Annotated in this window: 28 protein-coding genes and 1 other RNA gene; 10 read left to right on the top strand and 19 right to left on the bottom strand. The window is 44.6% G+C overall.

Going from position 1 to position 25,727, the window contains the following annotated elements; all coding sequences use genetic code 11:
- Positions 1-15 precede the first annotated feature (15 nt).
- Positions 16-636 carry a DNA-3-methyladenine glycosylase gene (locus ACTW1R_RS14890; RefSeq protein ID WP_010749036.1) on the bottom strand — a complete coding sequence of 207 codons (621 nt, stop codon included), beginning with the start codon at positions 634-636 and terminating at the stop codon, positions 16-18.
- Positions 637-852: 216 nt separating this feature from the next.
- Between ACTW1R_RS14890 and ACTW1R_RS14895 the strand changes: the two genes are divergently transcribed.
- From ACTW1R_RS14895 to ACTW1R_RS14910, 4 genes are all read left to right on the top strand, one after another.
- Positions 853-2,130: a replication-associated recombination protein A gene (locus tag ACTW1R_RS14895; protein WP_015510472.1), complete on the top strand. Its 1,278-nt coding sequence runs from the start codon at positions 853-855 to the stop codon at positions 2,128-2,130.
- An 85-nt stretch (positions 2,131-2,215) separates the two neighbouring features.
- A non-coding RNA gene (gene ssrS / locus ACTW1R_RS14900) (6S RNA) lies at positions 2,216-2,410 on the top strand.
- A gap of 167 nt (positions 2,411-2,577) precedes the next feature.
- The gene (locus ACTW1R_RS14905; protein ID WP_010749034.1) at positions 2,578-2,868 is read left to right on the top strand and encodes a hypothetical protein; all 291 of its coding nucleotides are present in this window, start codon (positions 2,578-2,580) and stop codon (positions 2,866-2,868) included.
- Between the two features lie 64 nt (positions 2,869-2,932).
- Positions 2,933-3,412 carry a universal stress protein gene (locus ACTW1R_RS14910; RefSeq protein WP_010749033.1) on the top strand — a complete coding sequence of 160 codons (480 nt, stop codon included), beginning with the start codon at positions 2,933-2,935 and terminating at the stop codon, positions 3,410-3,412.
- Between the two features lie 284 nt (positions 3,413-3,696).
- On the opposite strand, the gene ACTW1R_RS14915 is transcribed toward ACTW1R_RS14910, so the two are convergent.
- Together ACTW1R_RS14915 and ACTW1R_RS14920 are read right to left on the bottom strand one after the other, a co-directional pair.
- On the bottom strand, positions 3,697-5,277 hold the full coding sequence (locus tag ACTW1R_RS14915; protein WP_167821402.1) for an ABC transporter: 1,581 nt from the start codon (positions 5,275-5,277) through the stop codon (positions 3,697-3,699).
- Positions 5,278-6,033 carry an ABC transporter ATP-binding protein gene (locus ACTW1R_RS14920; protein WP_153883738.1) on the bottom strand — a complete coding sequence of 252 codons (756 nt, stop codon included), beginning with the start codon at positions 6,031-6,033 and terminating at the stop codon, positions 5,278-5,280.
- A gap of 270 nt (positions 6,034-6,303) precedes the next feature.
- Between ACTW1R_RS14920 and ACTW1R_RS14925 the strand changes: the two genes are divergently transcribed.
- From ACTW1R_RS14925 to abc-f, 3 genes are all read left to right on the top strand, one after another.
- On the top strand, positions 6,304-8,304 hold the full coding sequence (locus ACTW1R_RS14925; protein ID WP_005227748.1) for a KUP/HAK/KT family potassium transporter: 2,001 nt from the start codon (positions 6,304-6,306) through the stop codon (positions 8,302-8,304).
- Between the two features lie 80 nt (positions 8,305-8,384).
- Positions 8,385-8,513 (top strand): hypothetical protein, encoded by a 129-nt coding sequence (locus ACTW1R_RS14930; protein ID WP_005233423.1) that lies wholly within the window; start codon positions 8,385-8,387, stop codon positions 8,511-8,513.
- A 104-nt stretch (positions 8,514-8,617) separates the two neighbouring features.
- Entirely contained in the window at positions 8,618-10,201 is a 1,584-nt protein-coding gene (abc-f, locus tag ACTW1R_RS14935; protein WP_156236271.1) for a ribosomal protection-like ABC-F family protein, read from the top strand.
- 95 nt (positions 10,202-10,296) lie between these two features.
- On the opposite strand, the gene ACTW1R_RS14940 is transcribed toward abc-f, so the two are convergent.
- The 15 genes from ACTW1R_RS14940 to ACTW1R_RS15010 form a co-directional block, all read right to left on the bottom strand.
- Positions 10,297-11,757, bottom strand: a complete 1,461-nt coding sequence (locus ACTW1R_RS14940) for a peptide MFS transporter (protein ID WP_167821401.1) — start codon at positions 11,755-11,757, stop codon at positions 10,297-10,299.
- A gap of 357 nt (positions 11,758-12,114) precedes the next feature.
- The gene (locus ACTW1R_RS14945) at positions 12,115-13,299 is read right to left on the bottom strand and encodes an acetate/propionate family kinase (protein WP_005233419.1); all 1,185 of its coding nucleotides are present in this window, start codon (positions 13,297-13,299) and stop codon (positions 12,115-12,117) included.
- A 24-nt stretch (positions 13,300-13,323) separates the two neighbouring features.
- Positions 13,324-14,328, bottom strand: coding sequence for a class I SAM-dependent methyltransferase (locus ACTW1R_RS14950; protein ID WP_008382040.1), 1,005 nt, complete (start codon positions 14,326-14,328; stop codon positions 13,324-13,326).
- Between the two features lie 167 nt (positions 14,329-14,495).
- Complete coding sequence (gene comGG / locus ACTW1R_RS14955) at positions 14,496-14,867, bottom strand: competence type IV pilus minor pilin ComGG (RefSeq protein WP_015510479.1); 372 nt, start codon at positions 14,865-14,867, stop codon at positions 14,496-14,498.
- Entirely contained in the window at positions 14,830-15,255 is a 426-nt protein-coding gene (gene comGF, locus ACTW1R_RS14960; protein WP_005227741.1) for a competence type IV pilus minor pilin ComGF, read from the bottom strand. Before comGF ends, comGG begins: the two co-directional genes overlap by 38 nt.
- Complete coding sequence (locus ACTW1R_RS14965) at positions 15,245-15,559, bottom strand: PilV family protein (RefSeq protein ID WP_015510481.1); 315 nt, start codon at positions 15,557-15,559, stop codon at positions 15,245-15,247. Before ACTW1R_RS14965 ends, comGF begins: the two co-directional genes overlap by 11 nt.
- On the bottom strand, positions 15,540-16,004 hold the full coding sequence (comGD, locus tag ACTW1R_RS14970) for a competence type IV pilus minor pilin ComGD (RefSeq protein WP_016609962.1): 465 nt from the start codon (positions 16,002-16,004) through the stop codon (positions 15,540-15,542). The genes ACTW1R_RS14965 and comGD overlap by 20 nt, the downstream gene beginning before the upstream one ends.
- On the bottom strand, positions 15,988-16,293 hold the full coding sequence (gene comGC, locus ACTW1R_RS14975) for a competence type IV pilus major pilin ComGC (RefSeq protein WP_015510483.1): 306 nt from the start codon (positions 16,291-16,293) through the stop codon (positions 15,988-15,990). The genes comGD and comGC overlap by 17 nt, the downstream gene beginning before the upstream one ends.
- Positions 16,290-17,318, bottom strand: a complete 1,029-nt coding sequence (gene comGB, locus ACTW1R_RS14980; protein ID WP_167821400.1) for a competence type IV pilus assembly protein ComGB — start codon at positions 17,316-17,318, stop codon at positions 16,290-16,292. The genes comGC and comGB overlap by 4 nt, the downstream gene beginning before the upstream one ends.
- Positions 17,272-18,234 (bottom strand): competence type IV pilus ATPase ComGA, encoded by a 963-nt coding sequence (gene comGA, locus ACTW1R_RS14985; protein ID WP_167821399.1) that lies wholly within the window; start codon positions 18,232-18,234, stop codon positions 17,272-17,274. The genes comGB and comGA overlap by 47 nt, the downstream gene beginning before the upstream one ends.
- A gap of 88 nt (positions 18,235-18,322) precedes the next feature.
- Positions 18,323-18,979 (bottom strand): tRNA (guanosine(46)-N7)-methyltransferase TrmB, encoded by a 657-nt coding sequence (trmB, locus tag ACTW1R_RS14990; protein WP_015510485.1) that lies wholly within the window; start codon positions 18,977-18,979, stop codon positions 18,323-18,325.
- 57 nt (positions 18,980-19,036) lie between these two features.
- On the bottom strand, positions 19,037-19,816 hold the full coding sequence (locus ACTW1R_RS14995) for a phosphotransferase family protein (RefSeq protein ID WP_005227730.1): 780 nt from the start codon (positions 19,814-19,816) through the stop codon (positions 19,037-19,039).
- A 104-nt stretch (positions 19,817-19,920) separates the two neighbouring features.
- Complete coding sequence (locus ACTW1R_RS15000) at positions 19,921-21,132, bottom strand: ABC transporter permease (RefSeq protein ID WP_167821397.1); 1,212 nt, start codon at positions 21,130-21,132, stop codon at positions 19,921-19,923.
- Positions 21,129-21,863, bottom strand: coding sequence for an ABC transporter ATP-binding protein (locus ACTW1R_RS15005; protein WP_271813696.1), 735 nt, complete (start codon positions 21,861-21,863; stop codon positions 21,129-21,131). Before ACTW1R_RS15005 ends, ACTW1R_RS15000 begins: the two co-directional genes overlap by 4 nt.
- 77 nt (positions 21,864-21,940) lie before the next feature.
- Positions 21,941-22,420: a hypothetical protein gene (locus ACTW1R_RS15010; protein ID WP_271813697.1), complete on the bottom strand. Its 480-nt coding sequence runs from the start codon at positions 22,418-22,420 to the stop codon at positions 21,941-21,943.
- Between the two features lie 212 nt (positions 22,421-22,632).
- Between ACTW1R_RS15010 and ACTW1R_RS15015 the strand changes: the two genes are divergently transcribed.
- From ACTW1R_RS15015 to ACTW1R_RS15025, 3 genes are all read left to right on the top strand, one after another.
- The gene (locus ACTW1R_RS15015; RefSeq protein ID WP_005227719.1) at positions 22,633-23,058 is read left to right on the top strand and encodes an HIT family protein; all 426 of its coding nucleotides are present in this window, start codon (positions 22,633-22,635) and stop codon (positions 23,056-23,058) included.
- Positions 23,059-23,433 (top strand): YtxH domain-containing protein, encoded by a 375-nt coding sequence (locus ACTW1R_RS15020; RefSeq protein WP_167821396.1) that lies wholly within the window; start codon positions 23,059-23,061, stop codon positions 23,431-23,433.
- A 115-nt stretch (positions 23,434-23,548) separates the two neighbouring features.
- A complete protein-coding gene (locus ACTW1R_RS15025) occupies positions 23,549-24,583 on the top strand; it encodes a peptidylprolyl isomerase (protein WP_005227715.1) in 1,035 nt (344 codons plus the stop codon).
- A gap of 183 nt (positions 24,584-24,766) precedes the next feature.
- On the opposite strand, the gene ACTW1R_RS15030 is transcribed toward ACTW1R_RS15025, so the two are convergent.
- Positions 24,767-25,711 (bottom strand): 3'-5' exoribonuclease YhaM family protein, encoded by a 945-nt coding sequence (locus ACTW1R_RS15030; RefSeq protein WP_026008117.1) that lies wholly within the window; start codon positions 25,709-25,711, stop codon positions 24,767-24,769.
- Between the last annotated feature and the right edge of the window lie 16 nt (positions 25,712-25,727).

Genomic DNA, 25,727 nt, shown 5'->3' on the forward strand with positions numbered 1-25,727 from the left:
ACTATTCCTTCTTTCTTAACACCATCCATGGTCTTGCTGAACAGCGGTTTTTCGTATATTTGTCAAATACGGATTGCCAGCCACCGCAAAACGAAGCGGCATCTGGGTCCATTCCCCTTTATTTGGGATACCGATCCGAGGCAATGCCAAAATTTCTTTTGGGGTACGTCGGCGCTCAGGAACCAAATGCAGTGGGCTTGTAAAAATCGATTCTCCATAAAGCTCAGCGGGGATCTGCAGTGCCTGTACCAGTTTCCCGGGGCCGTTGGCTACATCCGGTCCTGTTTTTTGTCGTTGTTGTTCCATCAAGGCGATCCCATCCACCGGTTCTAGCCCGCGAATCATGATTCCTTGCGGGATGCCTTTTGGCTGCGTAATAAAGTTGACGATTCGATGCGTATGCATCGTATATAAATAAATCGTACCTGGTTCCTGATACATCGCCCGAACCCTTGGTGTGTTTCGCATGCCCACACTATGAGCCGCCAAATCATCGGGACCTAGATACGCTTCACAATCCACGATATACCCACCTACTGTTCCTTCTGGGGTCTCATGTTCCAAATACATTCCTAATAAGGCACGTGCGATGGTCGTTGTCGGCTGTGTCGCAAAAAGTGCCATTAATTCATCCATTCTCATCACCCTCTTTATTCTACACAATTCTCGGCGAACTTACTATCTTTGACTACAGAGTTACGACGATCTCAACGATTTCTTTTCAACGAACCTGATTTTTGCTGACTGAGTGGAAAATAAGCGCCCTTTTGTTTCTGTAAAGACGCAAATCAGCTTGTTTATGAGAATATACGTTCTTATGTTATACTTACAGGAAAAGGAGAGGATCGTTTTATGCAGCAGCCACTTGCTTATCGAATGCGGCCACGGAACTTAGATGAAGTCGTCGGACAGCAGCATTTGGTTGGCCCGGGGAAAATCATTCGCCGAATGGTCGAAGCCAAAATGCTTTCTTCGATGATCCTATACGGACCGCCGGGAACCGGAAAAACCAGCATTGCCAGTGCAATCGCCGGCTCGACACGCTATGCGTTTCGCATGCTGAACGCCGCCACAGATACAAAAAAAGACCTGCAGATCGTGGCAGAGGAAGCCAAAATGAGCGGTACTGTCATTTTACTGCTTGATGAAGTCCATCGACTAGACAAGACAAAACAAGACTTTTTACTGCCCCATTTAGAAAGCGGCAAGATCATTATGATCGGTGCCACGACGGAAAATCCCTACATTACGATCAATCCAGCGATTCGCAGTCGGACACAGATTTTTGAAGTCAAACCGCTCCAAGAAGAAGACATTTTGACCGCCATTGATCAAGCCTTAGCAGATGAAACTCGCGGACTTGGATCAGAAACCATCGTATTGACCGATGATGCCCGCTTGCATCTCTCGCGAGCGACCAACGGCGATTTACGAAGTGCGCTAAACGGCTTAGAGCTCGCTGCTCGTTCCACCCCAAAAGGACCAGATGGCATTATTCATTTGACCTTAGCGATCATCGAAGAGTGCGTCCAGCGTAAAGCATTGACCCACGATAAAGATGGGGATGCACACTATGATGTGATCTCTGCTTTTCAAAAATCGATTCGCGGCAGTGATGTGGATGGTGCGCTGCATTACTTGGGTCGTTTAGTAGAGGCAGGCGATCTGGCGATCATTTGTCGGCGCTTGATGGTCATCGGCTATGAAGACATTGGTTTAGCTAACCCAGCAGCCGCTGCTCGAACCGTCAATGCTGTGTTAGCCGCTGAACGCTTGGGCTTGCCAGAAGCTCGGATTCCGTTAGCCGATACAGTGGTCGATCTATGTCTGTCACCAAAATCCAACTCTGCCTACATGGCATTGGATGCAGCGATCGCAGATATTCGCAGCGGTAAAGCTGGCGATGTCCCGGATCATTTACGAGACAGTCATTACAAGGGTGCCCAAAGCTTGAATCGGGGTGTCGGCTATCAATACCCACATAATTTTGATGATGCCTGGGTCGATCAGCAATACTTACCTGATAAGCTGAAAAATACTCATTATTACCAACCAAAAGCCACTGGTAAATATGAGCAAGCCTTAGGTCAACGGTACCAACAATTGCAGCAGCGAAAGAAAAAAAACTAGGTGCTTAGAAAAAATAGTAACTTTTTGGTATCGTTTTCAAACAACTTTATTGCACCTTCGTCATTCCTATGCTACTATAAGGGTGGGAATTCTGTGATGTACGAGTTGTCCCTTTTGTGTGTTGACCGAACATTTTTATTGATATCTTGGGATCCGTCTTGTGTCAATGCTGGTAACATGCCTTTTCCTTTGGTAGTTCGAAGCTTAGACCGTGGAACCCACCTGCTAGAATTTGCGGGATCAATACTATGGGAAAAAGAACGGCATCAACGGATATTACCCATTCTTTTTAGAATGTGCCATCTGTTTTTAACAGATGGCTTTTTTGCGTTTTCTAACTGATAGCAACAGTGAAACGTCCTTGCCTGACATCAGAGTAAGGGTGGCTTTTGCTATTCTTTCTAGGGTTCGCTATACTAAACTTATCAACTTAGGACAGGATGGCGTATGTTTATGATTCTTCTATTATTTACGATCGTGGCACTCGTATTATTCGGCACCAGTTATTTGCTTTATGCCAAACAAGCGATTTTTTTCACTTTGATCCCTACCACCGAGGCGAATAAGGTCTTCTTAAAAACCTATAGTCTCATTCATTTCCTTTTAGGCGTGGTGGCATTGGTTGTGGGCTTTGTCGATAAGGAGCTGATTGCCTTGTTTTATTTGGCTTTATTGCTGCTCTCTTCCGCATCTTTCAGCATCTTGCTGGCACAAAAAATGAAAAAAAAGAAAGATTAGGTTTTCTTTTTCCAGAAAAAAGCATTACAATAAAAGTAGAAGATAACAGATGGGAGTGTTTCTTATGTTACAACAATATCAACGAATCATGGTAGCCGTCGATGGGTCTAGCGAGTCAGAATTAGCCTTCAAAAAAGCCGTGAACGTGGCACAGCGGAATGATTCTGAATTGGTTCTAGCACATGTGATCGACACTCGTGCCTTTCAAACCGTTTCTTCTTTTGACGGCATGCTTGCTGAACAAGCAACCGAAATGGCCAAACAAACCTTGAAAGACTATGAGGATTATGCCCGCAAGCATCAAGTAACTGCGGTCAAAACGGTGATCGAATACGGCTCGCCAAAACCGATCATTGCCAAACAATTGCCCGAAGATCACGACATCGATTTGATTATGATCGGTGCCACTGGTTTAAATGCCGTGGAACGAATCTTTATCGGTTCCGTTTCTGAATATGTCATTCGCCATGCCGGCTGTGATGTGTTAGTTGTACGGACAGACCTAGAAAACAAAGTCCCAGCAAAAGACCACACGAAAGCTTAATAGTGAGACGACCTGCCGCTGCTTGGCAGGTTTTTTTGTACAAAAAAAACCGTGACAAAAGCAAAAGAGGCAACGAGCGCTCAGGTCTCATTGGTCTTTTTGACTTTGGTCACAGCTCTTTGACAAGTCGGTTATCCAAACTTGTACAGCAAAAAATGAAAGCAAAGTAATAGGTACTCCTATCTAACCATGTTTCCGCTTGATTGTAAATAGTTTTTCTGAATTTTCTGAATAAATAGTTAATTTGCCCATCCTTAAATAAAAAAAGCAAAGCGTCGCTTCCCTTAGGAAAAACGACGCCAAAATCTATGGTGATAATGGGCTATCCAAAGGAAGCTGGTCAAGAGGATCACAAAGAAAACCGGACCATTCAATAACCAAAAATCAACCGAAGTCGCAGCAAAGCCGTAAAGGATGATAACAATGATGGAAAGAAACAGCGTTGCGATCGTTCCAATGGCTAACCCAAGACTCCCCGCCCCTCTCGTAAACAATTGACTGATGTTGGTCCAATCCAAAAGCAGCAGCCGATAATCACGAGCAAAATATTTCAAGCACAAAAGAAAACTGCTCCAAAGTGCCCCGATTAGAAAAGAGACAGCCAAAATCAGCGGCATTCTGAATAGAAGGACTGCTGCCAGCACGATGACTGCCGTTAAGCTCAGCTGCAAAACGACGCCAAAGCGGAATTTTTCCCGCAAGTAGCGCTTCATCGATAGCGGCAAGGAGCGGACAAACAAGAAATTCTCCTGATCCAGTGAGATCAAATTACTGATAAAAGAAGTCGGGTTGACCATCAATGCTGCCAAGGCGATCCCCGCCACAAAAACGACACCGATAAACCGCTCATCCAATTCACTTAACTGAATCGCTCCTGTAAACACAAAGGACACTAAGAAAATGATGGGCATCAGCAACGAAGAAGAAAAGACTTGCATGATCAAATTCGGATCTCGGATCAACTGCGAATTGTAATTAAACAACAGCTGTCCCAAGCCTTGATTGGGTTTATGCTTCCGACGAACACTCCCTTGGTTGGGCGCCGCGGCTGCCACTTGCTCATAAAACTTCGGCAAGATCAATCGATAGAGGGCAAAAAGCAGCACGCCTGCTGTGGCGATGATCCCTAGCAAGCTAAGCAAACCATTCGTTTGAAACGGTGCCACCATCACATAATAAAAGGGCAATAAAAAGCTGATCGCTCCCCGATCTACCACGTCTGTCTCATAAGTATTCACCTGATTCATCATTAAGACCCCGATCACAACAACCAGCATCGTCACGCCTAGCAATAAACTAGTGACCAATTTTTTATGCTTCAAGAAAAACTTCGTTCGTGTCAGACTGAAGACGATCAAGCTACAAATGCTGAAGATCAAGACTAAAAATAAGCCGAACAGCAAGAATGCCCATAAGATCGTCAGCAAGAAAAAGACATTTGCCCGAATCCCTGTCAGGAGAAATAAGACCAACAGAGGAAAAATAAACGGCGCAACGGTGAGAAATACCACCACGATCTTTGCCAGAAAAATTTCACTCTGTCGAAAGGGCAGCGGCAAATACGCTGGCAGATCTTGACTCTCGAAAAAGACATTGTAAATGGACGAAATCCCTTGGGAAAAGCCTAAGATCCCGAACAAAGCGACATAAGCGGTAAAAAAGCCTGGCATCTGACTAAAATCCAATGTGATCATCGTCAACCCATAGACTAGCAGAAACACTACCCCAGAAAACGCATATTGAAACAACAAATAACTGGTCAAGGTCGAACCAGCCTTGCCTTTTTTGCGAGCTTTGTCTGTCAGTTGGGGATTGGCATACCGCAAATTAACGGAGGTCAGAGTCAGAAATTGTTGTTTTCGCATCTACGCTTCCTCCGCTTCTGCAAGAATCGCTTCTTCTTGACTTCTCCCAGTCATTTGCAGATAGATCGTTTCCAAAGAAAGCGACGGATGCTGTGCCAGCAAATCTGCCACTGAGCCATTGTACAGCAGCTCGCCTTTTTTCAAAATCGCCAATTGATCACACAACTGCTGGGCGGTGTCTAAAACGTGGGTGGAAAAAATCACGGTCTTGCCCTTGGCAGCATGCTGTTTCATCATTTCTTTTAAATCATACGCCGCTTGAGGATCTAAGCCTTGCAACGGTTCGTCCAAGATCCAAATGTCTGGATCGGGGATCAATGCCCCAATCAGCAGCGTTTTTTGCCGCATTCCATGGGAAAAGCTGGCGATGGTCTCTTCTTCATGAGACAGCATATCAAACAAGCGCCCTAATTTTTGCAAACGCTCGGCCTTTTCCGCTGCTGGCACCTCATACGCGGCGGCAATCAAGTCCCAATACTCCCCTGCCGTTAGCTGTAAAAACAAATCTGGCGTGTCCGGCACATAAGCAATTTGTTTTTTTATCGCTTCGCGATGTTCCACGAGGGATTGGTCATCAAAATAGATTTCCCCACTCGTCGGTTGCAAAATACTCACTAAGCTTTTGATCGTGGTAGACTTCCCTGCTCCATTGTGTCCCAGAAAGCCAAAGATCTCCCCTTGACGGATCGTCAGGGAAAGATCAGACAACGCTTTTTTTGGTCCATACTGTTTCGTCAGATTTTTGATCTCAATCATTTTCCTGCCTCCTTATTCCATACCTATTGTTATCTTACGCTGAAAAGCAGGAAATGAAAAATGTTTATTGCCATTTTTAACAAATCAATTGACAGGAGCTGTAAAAACAAAGATAATAAGAGCACTTTAGGGGAGTAGCACATGGATCGTTCCATGATCTTAGATCAACAGCAAGCGGGAATCCGCTGGTTTAAGATGTTTCTTGCAAGACCTAAGTGGCAAGGGGCCGCTTAGGTCTTTTTGCAGTTTAAAATGGAGGGAAAACAGTCAATGAGTTCAAGTAAAATGAAAAAAGTGACCGCCGGCGGACTTTTAGTCGCCATGGGGGTGGTCTACGGTGATATCGGTACGAGCCCGCTTTACGTAATGAAAGCCTTGGTGGAGGACAATGGCGGACTACGCACCTTAACACCCGATTTTATCTTAGGCAGCGTCTCGCTCGTCTTTTGGACGCTAACGCTGTTAACGACGATCAAGTACGTCTTGATCGCATTAAACGCGGATAATCATGGAGAAGGCGGGATTTTCTCCCTTTATACTCTCGTTCGTAAAAACAGCCGCTATTTGATTATTCCAGCAATCATCGGGGGCGCAGCCCTGCTAGCAGATGGCGTGTTGACGCCAGCCGTGACGGTGACCACTGCCATCGAAGGATTACGGGGGATTCCAGTCTTTTTTGATCGCTTCGGCAATGATCAATCGATCATCGTCGGCATCACCTTAGCAATCTTATTGGTCCTCTTTGCCCTGCAGCGTTTTGGGACTGAGTTTGTCGGCAAAGCCTTCGGACCGATCATGCTAGGCTGGTTCACCTTCTTAGGCATCGTCGGTGTGATGAACTTTGCTGGTGACCTTTCGGTGATTCGCGCCCTTGATCCCCGTTATGCAATCAATCTGCTCTTTAGTCCCGATAACAGTGCCGGTCTCTTTATTCTCGGCAATATCTTTTTGGCAACGACTGGTGCGGAAGCCCTCTACTCAGACTTAGGTCACGTGGGCAAGAAAAACATTTATGCCAGCTGGCCCTATATCAAAATCTGCTTGATGCTGAATTACTTTGGTCAAGCTGCGTGGTTGCTGCAAGTCTATCAAAACCCGACTTATCAAGAAATCGAAAACTTGAATCCATTCTTCCAAGCGTTGCCGCAAGGGTGGACAGTCTTTGGCGTCAGCTTTGCCACACTCGCTGCCATCATTGCTTCGCAAGCCCTGCTGTCTGGCTCCTTTACCTTGGTTTCTGAAGCCATCAAGTTGAAACTATTGCCGCGGATGCAAATCATCTATCCGGGGGCGTCTATCGGGCAAATGTACATTCCTGCCTTGAACACCTTGCTGTGGATCGCCTGTTCTGGCGTGGTCTTGTTCTTCCAGACCTCTACTCGGATGGAAGCTGCTTATGGATTGGCCATTACGGTAACGATGTTGATGACCACTATTTTGCTGTATTTCTACTTGCATCAAAACAAGAAGACCCGTTTCTTGGCACCATTCATCACGCTCTTTTTTGCAGCGATCGAGGGGATTTTCTTTATCTCCAGTGCGACCAAATTTTTCCATGGCGGTTACGTTGCCATCTTGTTAGCCAGCGTGATCATCGGCGTGATGCTGATTTGGGAATGGGGCAATCGTATTCAAGAAAATGCTGCCGAAGAAGTTGCGCTTTCTACCTACATCCCTCAATTGAAACAGTTGCGGGAAGATGATTCTTTGCCCTTATCTCAGACGAACGTCGTCTTCATGGTTCCTAAACTGCAAGACGATCAGATCGGTCAGCAGTTCATCTATTCCATTTTAGACAAACGGCCAAAACGTGCCAAAGTGTATTGGTTCGTCAATGTGGAAGTCACCGATGAACCCTATACGAAAAAATATGAAGTTTCGATGGCAGATACCGATTTTATCGTTAAACTAAAGCTTTATCTCGGCTTTCGGGTGCCGCAAGAAGTCAATCTCTACATTCGCCAAATCATTCAAGAATTAATGAAAGATGGTCGCTTGCCGCTGCAGCCGCAACGCTACTCCTTAACGCCTGGACGCAATGTGGGCGATTTCCAATTCGTGATGATCGAAGAAGAGCTGTCGAATGCAACTGCATTAAGCAAATGGCAGAAGCAAGTCATGCAGACGAAGCTTTTTATCAAACGCCATACCATTTCACCTGAACGCTGGTTCGGCTTAGAATACAGCGATGTGGTTCATGAGACCGTTCCATTAGTCATCGGACAGATGAAAGAAAGCTCCCTGACAGAATTACGCATCGAGGAACGCTAAGAAACCGCCAGTACTGGTTGAACTTTCTGATACTTTCAGGTACACTGAAAAGACAAAGACACAAAGGAGGGAAAACTACCATGATGCGCATGACTAAAATAACAAGTAATGAAAATTACCAACGATACCATATCGCATTTAGCCATGCAATTGGTTTTACAGTTGCTGTTGACGGGACGAGTCTGTCCAAAACAGTGAAATTCACGTAAAATCAATGGCCATCTCAAGGTATTTTTCTCAAGAAAATCTGAGTTTAAATAACGATGGCCATGGGTATCCATGGCCTTTTTGAGTGGTCTCAAGGAGAGAGATCATGATTATACAAGCAATTGCTATTAAAAAAACCATCGGCGGGAATCCGTTATTTGAGGAGTTAGCCTGCCAAATCGAAGCTGGGGAAAAAATTGCCCTAGTCGGCATCAACGGAACGGGCAAATCAACCTTTTTACAAATCTTGACTGGCAGTGAAGGCGTCGATAGCGGCGTTATCAGCCGCCAAAAAGGCTTGAGGATCGGGACGGTCGAGCAAGAGCTGACAGTTTCTGAAGCAACCGTTACCCACTACCTGCTCCATTCTGCTGCTACCATTCAAGAACTCAAACAGCAAATGAGCCATTACGAAGCCTTGATGGCAGAACCCGATACTGATTTAGAGAAGTGTCTGATCCGTTATGGCGAGCTGCAGCAGCGCTTTGAAGAGCTGGGCGGCTATGGATTGGAAGACAGAATTTCCGCGATCTTACAAGGCTTAGGAATTCCCCATCGACAGAACGCACGCTTAACAGAGCTTAGCGGCGGTGAACGGGTCAAAGTCGCTTTAGCCAAAGTGTTAGTTGCCGATGCTGACCTGCTGTTACTGGATGAACCAACCAATCACTTGGATCTTTCCAGTATTCGCTGGTTGGAAAATTATTTACAGAATACGAAAAAAGCGGTTCTAGTCGTTTCGCACGATCGGCACTTTCTCGATCAAGTCACCACCAAAACCTGGGAACTGGAAGAAGGCGCCTTGGTTGAGTATCCTGGAAATTACAGCCGATTTCGTGTCTTAAAAGAAGCTCGCTTGGCGGAGCTGACCAAAAATTACGAACTGCAGCAAAAAGAAGTCCAGCGGCTGAAAGTCATGATTCGTCGGTTTCGTCAGTGGGGCCATGAAGGAGACAATGAATCCTTCTTCAAAAAAGCCAAAGAATTGGAACGCCGCCTAGCGAAACTTACACTGGTCAAACCGCCAGCGCCCCCGAAAAATCGGCTGCAAGGCTTGGCAAATGGCGGAAAATCAGGCAAAGAGGTGTTCATCGTTCGCGACTTGCACCAGCAATATGCCGATCAGCTCCTATTCAAAGACAGTAGTTTTGCAATCTACCGTGGGGAGCATCTAGCCATCATCGGCGACAATGGTACCGGAAAATCAACCTTACTCAAATTACTTCTCGGTGAGGAGCTTCCTAGCGGCGGCACTATCAAGCGCGGCAGCAGCTTACAAATCGGCTATTTGCCCCAACAGCTGCAGTTTGCCGATCCTGAGAGTCGCTTGTTGGCCTACGTACAGACGTTGACAGGAAACGAAGAGGCTGCTCGTCGGCAATTGGCCAAAAGTGGGTTTTATCAAAGTGATGTGGCCAAACGAATCAAAGATTTATCTGGTGGTGAAAAAATCCGTTTGGCGTTACTGAAACTCTTCTTAGAAAAAATCAACGTCCTGATTTTGGATGAACCAACCAATCACCTCGACAGCTATGCCCGAGAAGAAATTGAAGAAATGCTGCAAGATTATCAAGGGACCCTGTTGGCGGTCAGCCATGACCGCTACTTTTTACAGCAGCACTTCCAAGAAGCCCTGGTCATTGCACAGCAGCAGATCACGCGCCAGTCCCTGAGCCCCTTGATTGACTAAGAGATTGATTCGCAACAAAAAAACTTGATTTTCCTACCGTATGCATGGGTTATTCAATCCATGCATAGGCGGAAAATCAAGTTTTTATTTTTTGATCAATGAATGTTGCCGATCAAGTTGCGGATCGGTTTTCTAGCTAAATACAAGATGATGCCGACAACAACGGCTACTCCGCCGACGATGCCATAGTACATCCCTTCTGTTTGCGGTGTATAGAACCGAGCGATTTGCGCATTGATGGCTTGTGAAGAAGCGTCTGCTAACAACCAAATCGCCAAGGTTTGTGCTTCGAAGGCTTTCGGCGCTAGTTTGGTCGTCACCGACAAGCCCACCGGTGAAAGACACATTTCCCCTGCAATCATGATGAAGAAGCTCAATACCAACCATAATGGGCTGACCCGTTCTTCTACTCCAAACAAGAGGCTTGGCAGCATTAGCAATAGAAAGGACAAACCGGCTAAGACTAAACCGATGGCAAACTTCACTTCTGTCCGTGGCTGACGAGAGCCTAGTTTGGTCCACAACCAGACAAAGACAGGTGTCAGTAAGACGACAAAAAGTGGATTTAAGGTTTGATACAAACTTGCTGGAATATTGATGCCGAATAACGTTGATTGCGTACGGTCAGCGGCAAACAGTGCCAAGATCGATGAGCCTTGTTCTTCCAATGACCAAAAGACGATCGCTGACAAAAACAGCGGAATGTAGGCCAACACTTTTTTCTTTTCATCTGGTGTGACATCTTTCGAACGCAGCATTTTGGTAAAGTAGTAGATCGGTAAGAAAATACCTAGAACACTGATAAAGTTGATGAAGAAATCAACCGTCAGATGGCCAGTTGCAGCTGCTGCACCAAACAACACTGCCAATGCGAGAAGAACCAGAACGACTGCTCGGAAGAAGGTTTTCTTTTCGGCTGCCGATAAGGGATTCGTTGGCGCGATCGCTACACTTTTCAACGTGGTTTTTCCTTGCACATAATACTGCACCAAACCGATGAACATTCCGATAGCAGCAATCGAAAAGCCTAAGTGGTAGTTGACCTCTTGTCCTAAGATCCCGACGATGATCGGTGCTAACAAGCCGCCAATATTGATCCCCATGTAGAAAATCGAGAAACCAGCATCCCGACGGATATCGTCTTTGCTGTATAAATGCCCCACCATACCCGACACGTTGGATTTCAAGAGTCCGGTTCCGATGACGATCAGCATCATGGACACAAACAACGCTGGAATCCCTAAAGGTGTTGACAAAACGATGTGTCCTAACATGATCAAGATCCCACCGTAAAAGACGGATTTATTTGATCCTAACAGACGGTCCGAGATCCAGCCGCCAACAATACTTGACATATACACTAAGGAACCGTAAATCGACATGATCGATACAGCCGTTCCTTTTGGCAACCCTAAGCCGCCGTTGGCAACTGCATCGTACATGAAGTACACCAAAATCGCCCGCATACCATAATAACTGAATCGTTCCCACATTTCCGTGAAGAATAAAGTCGACAGCCCTCGCGGCTGACCTAAGAATGTTTTTTCTTTTTCCATATGTAATGGCCCCTTATAAAAATTAATGAAAATAAAATAGCGGAATTTTTCTGAAAATTCACAAATGCCAGTTTATTCCCATTTGGCAACTTTTACAAGGGTATTTCCCTGAGAACATCTTGTAAAAAAGGAGGGAAATTTAAATTAAAATGAAAACATGATGAGAAACGTTCCAAATAAGTCTAGTATAAAACAATTCCTGTATTTATAATTATTAAATATTTTGTTATAAAAATTAGAAAATGGTCTTCACCAATTTTTCTCTCTAGCCCCATTTTGCGGACTTTCCTACAAAAAAACACATGCAAGCATTTCTCTTGCATGTGTTTCAGCTTCTATTCTAAGGAAGGTTTTCGCTTAGCCGCGTAAACGTTCCACATCGCGAGCGATCATTAATTCTTCATCTGTTGGGATCAAAAGTACTTTGACTTTTGACTCTTCAGTTGAGATCACTAATTCTTCGCCGCGTTTTGCATTTTGATCGGCATCTAATTCGCAACCAAACCAAGTCATGCCTTTGATAACTTCGCTGCGGACGTGGGCATCATTTTCACCAATACCGGCAGTAAAGACGATCGCATCAACACCGTTCATAGTTGTGACATAGCCACCGATGTATTTACGGATGCGGTCAGTAAAGACGTCATAAGCAACTTTGACTTCTTCTTTGTCGTAGTTTGCTTCTAGATCGCGCATGTCGCTGGAAATACCAGTTAAACCTAATAAACCAGATTTTTTGTTTAAAACATCCACCATTTCATCGATATTCAAATCTAATTTTTCCATTAAGTAAGGCAAAACAGCAGGATCGATGTCACCTGAACGTGTGCCCATCGTTACACCAGCTAATGGCGTGAAGCCCATTGATGTATCTACTGATTTTCCGCCGTCAACCGCAGTGATCGACGCACCGTTCCCTAGATGGCAAGTGATGATTTTTAATTCTTCGATTGGTTTACCTAACATTTCTGCTGCACGCTCAGAAACATAACGGTGGCTTGTACCGTGGAAGCCGTATTTACGTACTTTAAATTCGTTATAGTACTCTAATGGCAAGCTGTATAGATAATTGTGTTTTGGCATCGTTGCATGGAAAGAAGTATCAAAAACAGCGACACTGATGATTTCTGGCAAGATTTTTTTGAAAGCAGTGATCCCCATCAAGTTTGCTGGGTTGTGTAATGGCGCAAATTCAGCCAATGCTTGGATGCGTTCCATCACTTCGTCTGTGATCACAACTGAATCAGGGAAATCTTCTCCGCCGTGAACGACGCGGTGACCGACGCCAGTGATTTCATCATAGGCACCTAAAATGTTTAATTCGATCAGTTGATCCAATAACATTTTTACAGCTACTTCGTGATCGTTGATGTCGATGATTTGTTCGAATTTTTGATCTTCCCCATATTTGATGGTAAAGATAGAATCTTTCAAACCGATTCGTTCAACGATTCCTTTAGCGACAACTGTTTCCTCTGGCATTTGATATAATTGCCATTTTAAACTTGAACTTCCAGCATTGATTGCGATTGTTTTTGACATGATGATCTCCTTATCCGAATTATATTACAGATTTGCTGCTTTCCAAGCCGCAAATTGTTCAAAAAGTTTTGTGATGTTCTTTGGTTCTTTCAGTGAGGCTAGCTTGACCAGCAAGACTTCGTCTGCTTGTTTGCTTGTCCCTCCATGGTTTTGTAAAAGCAAAATACTTTTACGTGAATGTTCATTTTTAAAGAGTTCTTCAGGAAGCTGAATCATTCCTTGCAAATAAACCTTTTCTTTCAGCCATTTTTTCAAAAATTCACTCTGTTCCGTTTCCAAGAAGTTGCTTGGTACTAAGAACAAACCGTAACCGCCAGCTTTGACATAGTTCATCGCTTGTTCCATCAACAAATGATGGGCGTAACTGTGCCCTTCTGGAGCCGCCGTAATGAAGCTGCGGGCTTTGTCATCTTGTGGGTAATAGCCCACCGGTAGATCGCTGATCGCCAGATCCATCGGTTCGATCAAAAGCTCTTGCAAGCCATCTTGGTGGAACAAATGCAAGGGCGCTTTGGTCCATTCGCCAGTTGCAGCTGCGATCGCCAACAAGGTTTCGTCAATATCCACACCGGTTCCTTCTACTGGACGCTTCGCTAATTGCAGATTCAGCAAGACTGTCAATAAGAGATTCCCCATGCCTACCGATAAATCAAGAAGTTTCACTGGTTGGTCGGCACTACTCAACTGCTCGATCAAATAGACGAATAAAAACCCAAGACTATCTGGTGTCAGTTGGTGATTGGCCTGCAGGCGCTCCGTTTGGCTGCCTTTCAACAAAACCAACTGCGCAAGCTTGCGTTTTTCTTCTGCCGATAGTTCCATTGCTCGAATTTCTTGATAGATGGTTTCTAAACGAGCAGCAGTTGCTTCATCTGGTACCCCATCGATCACGCGAACTTGGTATTGATCAACAAAATTTTCGATCGTCTCTACGTAAGCATCAAAAAAAGACGTTTCCAATGCGTTTTGAAGCAGTTGGATCGCTTCAACGGTCAAATGAAAAGACGTTTCCATTTTTTCTGCGGACATCTTGCACCTCTTTTCAAAACTATAACAACATATATACCTGTTTAATTTTAGCCGATTCATCCAAAATAATCAATCGCTTTCGTTTAGAATAATTTGTGAAGCTGTAAACATTCTTTTTCTATTTCTGTATGAAAAAGGATGGTCGAAACAACCATCCTTTTCCTGTACTATTCTTCTTGGTCATCTGTGTCTATTTCAGGCTCTTCTTCGGGTAACAAAAAGGTAAATGTAAAGCGGCGGCTTTTGACATGGCACTCGATCTGTAAGAGTTGTCCTTGCCGTTCATAGGTCAACTTTCCTACATTATAAAGTCGTGACCCTTGATCTGCCAATTCGTTTTGCAAGAATTCCGCATGAAACAGTTCGCTCATGATGCGAGCTTCATAGGTTTCAATGGTTTTTGTATAAAAAAGGGCTGTTGTGCGGCTGTTTTCTAACACTAGCAATAACATCAAGCTCAACAGCTGCACAAACAACAATGCTGTGAGTAAAATACCGCCTTTATGCCGCCTCTTGTGTGTGAATTTTCCATTGTCCAATTTTCTGCTCTCCATTCTCAAAGGAAACGGTAAAGCGGATCGCTGCGCCAATTTTCTCAAAAGACACATCCGTTACTTCTGTCAATAGTGGTTGATACCCATTGTTGTCCCGCTTTCGCAGCACGCGATTGATGCGATCGATGGTGACCGAATTATTTTGACTGCTTCTCAAATACAGTGTGGTCTCACTGACCGATAGATAGGTACAGGTACTTAATTCCCGTTCCAGCTGAAACAAAAACACATGCCATTCTTGATCTTTGCGAGCCATGATCTGCTGATTGACGGGTGCGAGGTGCTTAACGATCCCGCTGATCAGCAATAAGCAGATCGCCAATACCCATAAAGACAACAGACACTCCAACAAAGTAAAGCCTTTACTCTTCATACACGATCTCCCAGAGCTGCTCGCAGCTTTGGATGCGTGCTTGTTGATGCTGCGCTGCTTGCCAAAAGCGAACTTGATAGACTGCCTGACGCTGCGTCGTGTAGGTAATGGTTGACGCATCAAAGGAGTGGTTCTGGACTTCTTCATACAGCACCCGCAGCATTTGGGCTTTTTCTTGCAATGCCGCACTTTGCGTCAGTGAAGCGGTCTGCATTGCTAAAAACAGTAACACACAAGTTGCCAAGACCCCAAAGCCAATCAGGCTTTCTGCTAAGATGAACCCACTATTCAACGATTTTTTCATAACGGCCACTCCCAAATAAAAACTTATAGCTGATGGTTTGCTTTTTCTCCTGCCAATAGAAAATGATCCTTCGCAGACTGCTGTTGTTGCCGGATTGACTACTAAAAAGAATATCGGGAAACGCCTGCATCGCTAGTTGAGGAGGAACGTCGATCTTGGTGACTGGCTCAGTTGCAGCGCCGTAAAATGAAACAGTTGGTGTTGGCTCTGCTTGATAGATTGCTCGGGTTTGTGTGTTATCGATGATGGCCGATTGCTGCAAGGTATAGAGTCCTTTTTCTAAGCGAGCACAAAAGCCGAAAACTTCCGCAGATCGTTGATAGTACTCGATAGCCACGACGGGGAAAAAGAGAAAGAGACTACTGACCAAGAGTACCAAGAGACTTTCCATCAAGGTAAACCCAGAAAATCCCCTAGTGCCATTGTTCTCACTTTCTCTGCTCATAAATCGCATATTGTTCCTCAGATACATACCCTTCTGCAATCAATTCTTCTTTCGAAGGCACCCGATCTTCATTTAGACGAAAGAGTTCGATCTGGGTTTCCACTACTTTCACGATCGCCGCATTTCCTTTCTCATCAATGATTCCTCTTTGATTGGCAAGATTTGGGACAAACAACAAAACCAAAATACTGATCACTAATAAAACGACTAGCATTTCAACCAATGTAAAGCCTTTTTTGACACGCCAAATCCCCTGCTTGCGAGGAGATGCTACTTTCTTTTCTATCATTCGATCACTCCTTGGATATTTCCATAGATTGGTAAAAACATAGCGGCATAGATCCCAACGATCATTAAAGCAACCAACAAAAAAATCAGAGGCTGAACCCAGTGAATGGCTTTTTCGATTCGTTGAAACAAGCGTTCCATCAATAATTGACTGTATAAAAAAAGCTCTTCTCCTAACTTTCCTCGTACTTCTCCTTGAAAGACGATCAAAGAAAATTCGGGTGTGAGAAACGAGAAATGACGAAGTTTTTCTGGGAGTTCGCCCCCAAGTGTCAATGTCACTCGCAGTTCTCGTGCTAATTCTTGGATCAAGGTAGCTTTATTGGTGTGCTCCATACACTCGATGATCTGTTGGATATCTAACCCTTGCTGAAACAACTTGCCCCATTCCAATGCGAAAAAACTCGTGTGATAACTCGTGTACAATGCTCCGAACAATGGCAGGTGGCTGAAAAACACAGCTTTTTGCAAGGCAGTGCGGCCGGCAAAGACCCAGCGGCTGATCACAAAAAGCAGCACACTTAACAACAAGAAGAGGATAAGTACTGTTGGTGCCCAAGTGATGGCGCGAATGCCCCAATGACCTTCGTCGATCATGCCAGAGGCTAGCAATTGGGGCAATAAAAAGCGGTGCATCCCAAAAAGCGCAGCTATTAAAAAGACCAGTAACAAAAGCGGATAGGCAGCTACTTTGTACAGCAGCTGTTTTTGCTTGTTGACCAATTTATGGTAGTCGACCATCCGCCGCAAGGTCGCCGTGAGATCCCCATGATTTTCTGCTAAATGAAGCTGACTTTTTTCAGTAGCCGATAACGACAACGGCGCTACCGCTGCTGCAAAGCTTTGCCCTTGGGCGAGATGGACAATTAGCTGTTCGATCACAGGTTCAGAAAACTGGCGGCTGCGCAGCAGCACTTGGAGGCTTTCTTGTAGGGAAAAGCCACTCTCCAATAACACCGTGAAGGTGACTAAGAGGGCTTCAGTCGCACGGCGTGGTAGCTGGGGCTTCTTTTTCATAAACTTCATCGCTGATCCACCCACTTTCTTTCACTTGTTTTAATACCTGCTGCCACTGTTTTTCCACTTGCCCCTCATAAAAGTGATATGCCAGCAATCCATGAGGTTCATTCGCTTCATTTGGCAACAATCGCTGATAAATGATCCCTTGCAGCGCATGTGCCAGACGATCGTCTGTCCCGAGCAATTCCAGCAGCCGCGTCTTGGTTTCTGCTACACCTCGGGCATGGATCGTGGCAAATACTCGGTGACCTGTCAGAGCGGCTCGTACAGCGGCTTGCGCCGTTTCTTTGTTACGAATCTCGCCGATCAAAAGCAGGTCTGGACGATGCCGCAAGGACAAGCGAATCAATTCATCATAGTCTTGTTCGATCTTCAAATTGGTTTGCAGCTGTAAAAAGCGCGGCTCCTCGATCTCCACAGGATCTTCGATGGTAATGATTTGCCCCTTGGTTGCCCGAGCTAATTGATACATGAGGGTCGATTTCCCTGAGCCAGTGGGGCCAGAAAACAAATACAGCCCTCTTTGTTTGGTTGCCTGTTGGATCTGCTGGACGTCTTCTGCAAAAAAATAGCGCAGGTGCTCCTGAGTCAAAGGATAAAGAAACCGCATCACGAGACTTTCACGCCCTTGGTAATCACCGACTGTGGAGATGCGCAGCCGCTGCAGCTGATCGCCTAACGGATAACTGACTGCTCCTAACTGAGCTTTGCGTCGTTCTCCCACCTCCATTCCTCCTAAAAATTTGAAGCGAGTGATCAGCTGCTGGGCTTCTTCGTTGGTCAGTACTTGATAGGTCTTTCTGAGATAGCTTTTACTGAAAAACACCTCCATCTGTGTACCGCTCGGCAAAATGGCCAGATCCTGCATGCGTTCTTGTCTGCCATAGTGAATCAACTCATCTGAGAATGCTTGAATATCCACGACTTATCCCTCCTAAAAAGAAATACGCAAGCCTTTTGAGAATAGAAAAAAAAGACGAAGCAAATTTGCTTCGTCTTTCGTCTCTTCTTTATTCCTGCGGGTCTTTTGCCACAAATTGGGCTTCCACCCGATAGATTCGCTGCCCGCGGCTTGAGAATTTTTCTTCATATTCCGTCATGATATTGTTCTCAAAGGTACTGTTATGCAGGTCCAACCAAACTTGTTTGATGATCATGCCATATTGAGAAAAGCTCGCTAAGGAATACTCAAACAATCCTTGGTTGTCCGTTTTGAAATGGATTTCGCCATTAGGTCGTAAAATTTGCTCGTCCACCGCTAAAAAGGCTTTAGAAGTCAAACGGCGCTTCTCATGCTTCTTCTTAGGCCATGGATCAGAAAAATTCAAATAGATCTGGTCTACTTCATTGTCTTCAAAATAGTTGGTCAAAGCCGAACCATCCACATGCAGCAGCTGCAAGTTTGGGATCTCCTGCTCGATCATTTTATCCAGTGCGATCGAAACGACACTGATCTGCATCTCTACCCCAATATAATTGATTTCGGGATGAGCTTTCGCCATTTCCGTAATAAATTGACCTTTTCCCATGCCGATCTCGATGTGTAGCGGATGATCATTGCCAAAGCGTTCATGCCAACGCCCTTTCCATTCGGTAGGCTCTGCAACGACGTATTGTGGATGAGCTTCAATCAGCTCTTTTGCACCTGCACGTTTTCTTACTCTCATGTTTCTTCCTTTCCGAAAAAACAAGATGGAACCAAATTGCCTCGCTCCATCTTCTCTTCATTCACTATAAATTCGTTTTAATTGTAAAATCTCTGCATTCATGGCTTTGTAATCGCCCCGCAGATAATATTTTTTGACCTCTTGCAGCATACTCAACAATGCATACCAATAAATTTTTTCGATCACTTCGCTGCTGCTATGGATACCGTATCGCACCAGCCAATGGGACCAGCTGGATAGCGGCACATAGTGACCTAAAATAGTCCCGATATCGATTGCTGGATCTGCAAACATCACGGAATCCCAATCGACTAAATACAAATAGTTTTGACAAACCAGCCAATTTCGATAATTGACATCGCCATGGACGACCGCGGCTTTTTGCTCGTCAAAAGCTGGAATATTGGCTTTTAAATACTCGGTAACCAAATGAATAAAACGGTTTTGAGCCACCGCAGAAGGCAGCTGATCTTGATAATCCATCAGCATTTGTTCAGGCGATCTGACTTGTCCGCCGATTTTGCTTAGCATCTGTGCCAGCGTTTTTGAATGATGCAAGTGATACAACACATCAATGACGTCATTTCTTTGGCCGATCTCATCGGGATCTAAGACCCGTCCATCCAGCCATTCTTGTGCGGAGAGCGTATCCCCATTCCCCGTCCGTTTCGTCCAGACGAGTTTGGGTGCAATGCCCTCTTTAGAGAGTGCCGCAAGCATCGGGGTCGTATTTCGTTTGATAAAGACTTTGTCGTTGTCCTTGAGCCCGATATAGGCTTTCCCGGTGTCGCCTTTGATCGGCCGCATACGCCAATCTTGATCCAAGCGAATATCCATCCTAGCTTCTCTCCTTATTTCGCAGTACCTCTTATTCTAGCTTCCTAAAGGGTTGCCGTCAAGCGCATATGCGTTCGCTTTTTGTAAGAGAGGTTTCCTGAGGATCAGGCGTGCATTTTCTTTAATCGCCCTGGCAAGTAGATGCCTAAAAAAAGACCCGCAAAGAGGAAGAAGCCCACAAAAGCGATGCCCCCTTGCCAAACAACGGGCAAGCGCAAGCAACAGATCACGCCGAAAAAAACAGTCGTCACAAGCAAAAGTGACCCGATAATTTTTTTGATTGCTGCGGCTTTTTGTTTTTCTGGCACGGGATACAAATGGGTCAAAACCATGTATTGAAATTCATTGATCAAAGGGATCAGTTGGAAACCGATCAGATAAAGAAACAAGCAGCCGATCAGCAGACTGATCCAAAGCTCATCGACAAAGAATAAGACGAAGCCACCAATCAAGGATAATCGGACATAAAGACCGCCGTATTGCCCACCACGAATCACTCGGCGCAAGTAAAGATAAAGATACGTATTGCTTTGGGCTGGTTTGATCTTTGCCAGCAACCAGTCGAGGTATTTGCGTCGTTTGGCTTCCGTCGTGATTTGGGGAACATCTGTAAACAAGTTGATAAATCGATAGATCCGTAATAAGCGCAATTGCTCGGCTTGGATCATATAGTCCCAATCCAAGAGCTGACGATTAGATTTCACGCCAAAGAGGAACCAGATTGCTTGGAGGATACTGATCACCAACCCTAGCCAAGGTGCTACATAAATACTGGCAAGTGTGGCAGCTAACGCACTGGCGAACCAGATTCCTCGCTGCTGTTTGACTTGCTGCTGTGTTTCTTGATACAACCGAATCCGCTGCAGTGAAAGATCACCCAGTTTTAACAGCCACATCATTCCTAAAAAGAAGGGAAAGGAAGCAAATGTACTGTTTGCTGTGACCACGACTAAAGGCATCGTTGCTCCTACGGCTAAAAATAAGACCCCAAAGGGCAGCCAGAGGGAATAACGCAGGGCTTGACTGAGGTAACTTCTCATTTGCCCTTCTTTGGCTAACAGAAAAATCAAATCTGCCGGTTTCGTCAGTGTCGCTAAGCGTCCCAGCGGTAAAACGAAGAGCCAAACAGCGACCACGATGATGCCGCCTAATGGAAACGGCCGCGGCAATGTTTTTAGCAATTCTGAATAATACAGCCCCAGACCTCCCACTAAGAAGGTGCTGATCAAAGCAAAATGATCATTGAAGACATAGCGCAAATAGCGTGTCATCTGTTTTTGATGCCGCTGTAAGCGTTGCGAGAAAAACTGCTTCATGCTTGACTCTCCTTTGTCAGTGCGAGGTACAGATCATCAAGGGAGGCTTCTGGTGCTTGAAATTGGCTTCTTAGCTGCGCCAATGTCCCTTGTGCGCGGATCTCACCGTTATGCAGTAGGATGAATTTGTCACAATACTTCTCTGCGGTTGCTAAAATATGGGTGGACATCAAAATTGATGCCCCGGTTTGTTTCATCTCATTCATCAGTTCCAATAACGCATTGATCGCTAAAGGATCTAATCCTAGAAAAGGTTCATCAATGATGTAGACGCTTGGCTCAATCAAAAAGGCACACAGCACCATGACTTTTTGTTTCATCCCTTTTGAGAAGTTTGCTGGGAACCAATCGAGTTTGTTTTCTAAACGAAAGGTTTTTAATAAACGCTCCGCTCGCTTCATGGCTTCTTCTTGCGGAAGATCATAGGCCATCGCTGTCACTTCAATGTGCTCTCTTAAGGTCAATTCTTCATATAAAGATGGGGTTTCGGGAATATACCCGATTTGTTTGCGGTATTGCTCTGGGTTCTCCTTCAAGGTCAAGCCATCGATCGTGATCGTCCCGCTGTGAGGTTGCAGTAACCCTATGATTTCTTTGATCGTCGTGCTCTTCCCTGCCCCATTCAAGCCAATCAGACCAACGAGATCACCATCGCCGATCGTAAAATCAATATTTTTTAAGACTGGCAGCTGGTTATAACCGCCTGTCACATTCGCTACTTGTAAAGTCATTCTTTTCCTCCGATTCGCCTAATTACGGCTTTCTGTCAACGTAGGCTCTTTTTTCAATCCGCTAGCAAAACCGTTGCTTATTTTTCTTTATTCGTGACTTGTAAGATAAATTCGTTTTCTCCCACTGTAATGGTTTCTTGCGGCAATTCTTGGCTGCCAAAGCGTTCTTGCCACAGTTGTGCATCACTCGCTGGAAAAATGACCATTTGGATCGCACCGGCGGCAAGACGGGTGGTAAAGGCTTGAACAGCAGCAGGTTCAGCATAGGAAACCAGACTGATCCTCAGCTCTTCTTTTTGATACCCTTGGTCGATCGCCCAGGTCTCAACGGCTGTCTCCAATTCACTCTGCACCGTAGGGTCCATCGCTGTTTCAGTGACGATGGCGGCATTGACTACTTCTTCTTTTGGACGCGTTAGCGAATAGGTGATCGAACCTGCGAACACCATAAACAGCGTGATCGCAATCAACCATTCTTTATAGGCATAAGCCAAGTAGCGGAGCTTCGCTGAAGTCGTTGTTTTTTTCTGTAAGGTTTCTTTGATGATCGGTTTCATAGGTTCCTTCTTTCCAATTGATTTCTGATATTAAGTCTAGGGTTGTTGGAATCTAAATGCAAGCGTTTCTCGCTCGCTTTTCGCATTTCTTTAAAAAAGCGCCTTTGTTGAAGGAACAGTTGCCTTGTTCCGACTTTTTCAAAGAGGAAACCAGACGAAAAAAAGCAAAATATGGTAAAGTAGAGGTAATAGATCAAGGAGGTTTTTTTACAATGGAAAATTGTATTTTTTGTAAAATCAACAATCGTGAGATCCCTAGCTACAAAGTCTACGAGGATGAGCAAGTTTATGCCTTTTTAGATATTTCCCAAGTCACCCCTGGTCATACATTGGTGATTCCCAAAACCCATGTGACGGATATTTTTGAGTACGATGAAACGTTGGCAGCAGCGGTTTTTGCCCGCATCCCTAAGATTGCTCGGGCGATCGAAAAAGCATTCCCTGAGATCGAAGGCTTAAATATCATCAACAACAATAAAGAATTGGCGTACCAATCGGTCTTCCATTCCCATGTCCATTTGATTCCTCGTTACAGCAAAGACGATGATTTCAAGATCCATTTTGGCAATCACGCAGACAATTACACGGGGGAAGAACTAGCGGCAATCGCCGAAAAAATTGGAAAGCAGGTGGACTAAATGATCGGCAATTTTCTTAAAGGACTATTATTCGGGTCCATCGCCGGCGCCTTAGGCGGTTTGCTTTTTGCACCGAAAAGCGGCAATGAAACCCGTGAAGAATTGATTCGCTATTTAGATGACACGACAGAAGCGACCTTAGAATTCAATGACAGCGTCAAACAGCTAAAAGATGCCGTAATGGTGACCCGCAAAACGATCGACGAAACGATCCCTGTTGTTACGGAGTCTTTCACGAAAGATTTGGAAGCCTTCAAATTCCAAGCCCAACCGCGCCTTGCTCGGATCAAGACCCAAATGGAGCAATTGAATCAACACATTACGACGATTCAAGCCCAAAGCGCAGAGGATGACAAACAAATCGAAAATTTGTAGTTTTTATGAATTTTGTTTGAAACATCCACTGTTTTCTTCCCAACCATTTCTAGAAGTGGTATAGTAGGTGCAGTGATTATTATGAATCTTTTTAGAATTAGGAGTGCTTAAACGAATGAAGAAAAAATTACTTTTAGTAGCAGTCAGTGCAATGAGTCTTTTTGCATTAGCGGCTTGTGGAAACTCAAGTGAGGAAATCGCAACAATGAAGGGCGGTAAAATCACTGTTCAAGATTTTTATGATAAAGCAAAAACAAGTTCAGAAAACCAACAAGCGTTGCGTCAAATGATCGTCTTAAAAGTCTTTAATGAAAAATACGGCGATGATGTGACTGAAGAAATGATCGACGAACAATTCAACAACGTGGCTGAACAATACGGCGGTAGTGATTCTTTTGAATCAACCTTGACTGCTTCTGGTTATACGGTGAAATCTTACCGTGCAGAATTGAAAGAACAGCTTGCGTTACGTGAAGGCTTAAAAGCCAACATGGATATTACTGATGAAGAAATGAAAACTGCTTGGGATTCTTTCCACCCAGAAGTAGAAGCACAAATCATCAAAGTAGCAAGTGAAGATGATGCCAAAGATGTCTTAGAAGAAGCGAAAAAAGATGATGCTGACTTTGGCGAAATCGCTAAAGAAAAATCAACGGATGCAGCAACAAAAGAAGATGGCGGAACGATCAAATTCGATTCTACGTCAACTGCTGTGCCAAACGAAGTGAAAACAGCCGCTTTTGATTTAAAAGATGGTGAAATCTCTGAAGTGATTTCTGCAACCAACACGTCGACTTATACGACGGAATACTATATCGTGAAAATGGTGAAAAACCAAGACAAAGGCAACGATATGGATAAATACAAAGATGAACTGACTGAAATTGCTCAAAACACGTTGTTGAATGATTCAACCTTTATGGCAGCAACGATCGGTCAAGAATTGCAAGCAGCCAACGTGAAAATGAAAGACTCTGACTTAGCAGACTTGCTTTCTGATTACATCACAGCTGCCGAAACAGAAGATTCAACTGCTGACTCTTCTGCAACGGATGCAACAGACAGCTCTGCAGCAGATTCTTCTGCTACTGAGGCAACCGATGATTCTACTGCAACAAGTGAAAGTGCTACAGATTCTTCTGCTGAATAAACGAAAAAAGAAGTGCCGTCATAGCGGTGCTTCTTTTTTTGTGCCGATTAGATTTCTATCTACGATTCAACTGCTTTTTCCAGCTGCTTTTTCCAGCAGCTAAAAAAACCACGCTAAGCAAGCCTAGCGTGGTTTTTGTTCTTTCTATCATTCACTTTGATCGATCAAGCTGCAACATCACTGCTACACTTCTTTTGGTACATAAAAACTCCGATTGTCCATGCCAAAAATTCGGTCTGTGTATTGACCAGGTTCTGTCAGGCGGATCGAGGTCAGCATCATTTGCATGGAAGCATCCAAATTATCGATCTGATGGAGGATCTCCGCTTCCATTATGCGGGGCCGAACAGGTGACCCATATTCTAACAAGCCATGGTGGGCTAAGACCATATGCCGCAAAACAACGATGTCTTCTTGTTTGTCATCAAATTTCAAAGCAATACAGGCTTGCGTGATTTCTTCATCCACTAAGACCAAATGCCCTACTAGATTCCCCGCTAAGGTATATTCTGTCGTCATGGGACCTGTCAACTCGATCACTTTTCCTAAATCATGTAAAATAATGCCCGCATACAGCAGTGACGCATTTAATTCAGGGTATTCTTTGACGATCGCTTTTCCTAAGCGCAGCATAGTTGTCGTATGATACGCCAATCCACTGGCGAAGGCATGGTGATTGCGCTTCGCAGCTGGAAAATCAAAGAATTCCTTTTTATACTTGTTCAACAAGAAACGGACGATGCGATTCCAGTGAGGATTTGTGATCTCAAACAAGGTTTGACTGATTTCTTCTTCCATCTCTTCTTTTCGCAAGGGCGCTTTTTCCATGTATTGGCTTGGTTCGTGGGGTTCTTCCGGCTTCGCTAAACGCAAATGCATGATTTTGACTTGCGGATTGCCTTGGTAAACTTCTCGTTTCCCATCTAGTAGTACCACTTTTCCGGGTTCAAAACGGGCGATTTCTTCATCTGATGCATCCCAAAACTTTCCATCGATCGTGCCAGATGTATCCTGAAACGTGAAGGCAATAAACTTTTTGCCGTTTTTCGCGATCCGTACATCGGCATTTTTGATCAGTAAGAAAAGTTGAAACGTTTCATCAACAGTTAATTCACGAATTTTTTTCATGGGCTTATTTGGCCGA

Source organism: Enterococcus sp. R12 (assembly GCF_058135755.1).

Excerpts from the sequence above, each read along its gene's own strand:
- abc-f (WP_156236271.1), top strand. The coding sequence starts at position 8,618 with ATGATTATACAAGCAATTGCTATTAAAAAAACCATCGGCGGGAATCCG.
- comGB (WP_167821400.1), bottom strand. The coding sequence starts at position 17,318 with ATGAAGTTTATGAAAAAGAAGCCCCAGCTACCACGCCGTGCGACTGAA.
- comGD (WP_016609962.1), bottom strand. The coding sequence starts at position 16,004 with ATGAGCAGAGAAAGTGAGAACAATGGCACTAGGGGATTTTCTGGGTTT.
- comGC (WP_015510483.1), bottom strand. The coding sequence starts at position 16,293 with ATGATAGAAAAGAAAGTAGCATCTCCTCGCAAGCAGGGGATTTGGCGT.
- ACTW1R_RS14950 (WP_008382040.1), bottom strand. The coding sequence starts at position 14,328 with ATGTCCGCAGAAAAAATGGAAACGTCTTTTCATTTGACCGTTGAAGCG.
- ACTW1R_RS14995 (WP_005227730.1), bottom strand. The coding sequence starts at position 19,816 with ATGGATATTCGCTTGGATCAAGATTGGCGTATGCGGCCGATCAAAGGC.
- ACTW1R_RS14940 (WP_167821401.1), bottom strand. The coding sequence starts at position 11,757 with ATGGAAAAAGAAAAAACATTCTTAGGTCAGCCGCGAGGGCTGTCGACT.
- ACTW1R_RS14905 (WP_010749034.1), top strand. The coding sequence starts at position 2,578 with ATGTTTATGATTCTTCTATTATTTACGATCGTGGCACTCGTATTATTC.
- ACTW1R_RS15010 (WP_271813697.1), bottom strand. The coding sequence starts at position 22,420 with ATGAAACCGATCATCAAAGAAACCTTACAGAAAAAAACAACGACTTCA.
- ACTW1R_RS14965 (WP_015510481.1), bottom strand. The coding sequence starts at position 15,559 with ATGAAAAAATCGTTGAATAGTGGGTTCATCTTAGCAGAAAGCCTGATT.
- ACTW1R_RS15020 (WP_167821396.1), top strand. The coding sequence starts at position 23,059 with ATGATCGGCAATTTTCTTAAAGGACTATTATTCGGGTCCATCGCCGGC.
- ACTW1R_RS14890 (WP_010749036.1), bottom strand. The coding sequence starts at position 636 with ATGGATGAATTAATGGCACTTTTTGCGACACAGCCGACAACGACCATC.
- trmB (WP_015510485.1), bottom strand. The coding sequence starts at position 18,979 with ATGAGAGTAAGAAAACGTGCAGGTGCAAAAGAGCTGATTGAAGCTCAT.
- ACTW1R_RS15015 (WP_005227719.1), top strand. The coding sequence starts at position 22,633 with ATGGAAAATTGTATTTTTTGTAAAATCAACAATCGTGAGATCCCTAGC.
- ACTW1R_RS14945 (WP_005233419.1), bottom strand. The coding sequence starts at position 13,299 with ATGTCAAAAACAATCGCAATCAATGCTGGAAGTTCAAGTTTAAAATGG.
- ACTW1R_RS14930 (WP_005233423.1), top strand. The coding sequence starts at position 8,385 with ATGATGCGCATGACTAAAATAACAAGTAATGAAAATTACCAACGATAC.
- ACTW1R_RS14895 (WP_015510472.1), top strand. The coding sequence starts at position 853 with ATGCAGCAGCCACTTGCTTATCGAATGCGGCCACGGAACTTAGATGAA.
- comGF (WP_005227741.1), bottom strand. The coding sequence starts at position 15,255 with ATGAAGAGTAAAGGCTTTACTTTGTTGGAGTGTCTGTTGTCTTTATGG.
- ACTW1R_RS15025 (WP_005227715.1), top strand. The coding sequence starts at position 23,549 with ATGAAGAAAAAATTACTTTTAGTAGCAGTCAGTGCAATGAGTCTTTTT.
- ACTW1R_RS14910 (WP_010749033.1), top strand. The coding sequence starts at position 2,933 with ATGTTACAACAATATCAACGAATCATGGTAGCCGTCGATGGGTCTAGC.
- ACTW1R_RS15000 (WP_167821397.1), bottom strand. The coding sequence starts at position 21,132 with ATGAAGCAGTTTTTCTCGCAACGCTTACAGCGGCATCAAAAACAGATG.
- ACTW1R_RS14920 (WP_153883738.1), bottom strand. The coding sequence starts at position 6,033 with ATGATTGAGATCAAAAATCTGACGAAACAGTATGGACCAAAAAAAGCG.
- ACTW1R_RS14925 (WP_005227748.1), top strand. The coding sequence starts at position 6,304 with ATGAGTTCAAGTAAAATGAAAAAAGTGACCGCCGGCGGACTTTTAGTC.
- ACTW1R_RS15030 (WP_026008117.1), bottom strand. The coding sequence starts at position 25,711 with ATGAAAAAAATTCGTGAATTAACTGTTGATGAAACGTTTCAACTTTTC.
- ACTW1R_RS15005 (WP_271813696.1), bottom strand. The coding sequence starts at position 21,863 with ATGACTTTACAAGTAGCGAATGTGACAGGCGGTTATAACCAGCTGCCA.
- ACTW1R_RS14915 (WP_167821402.1), bottom strand. The coding sequence starts at position 5,277 with ATGCGAAAACAACAATTTCTGACTCTGACCTCCGTTAATTTGCGGTAT.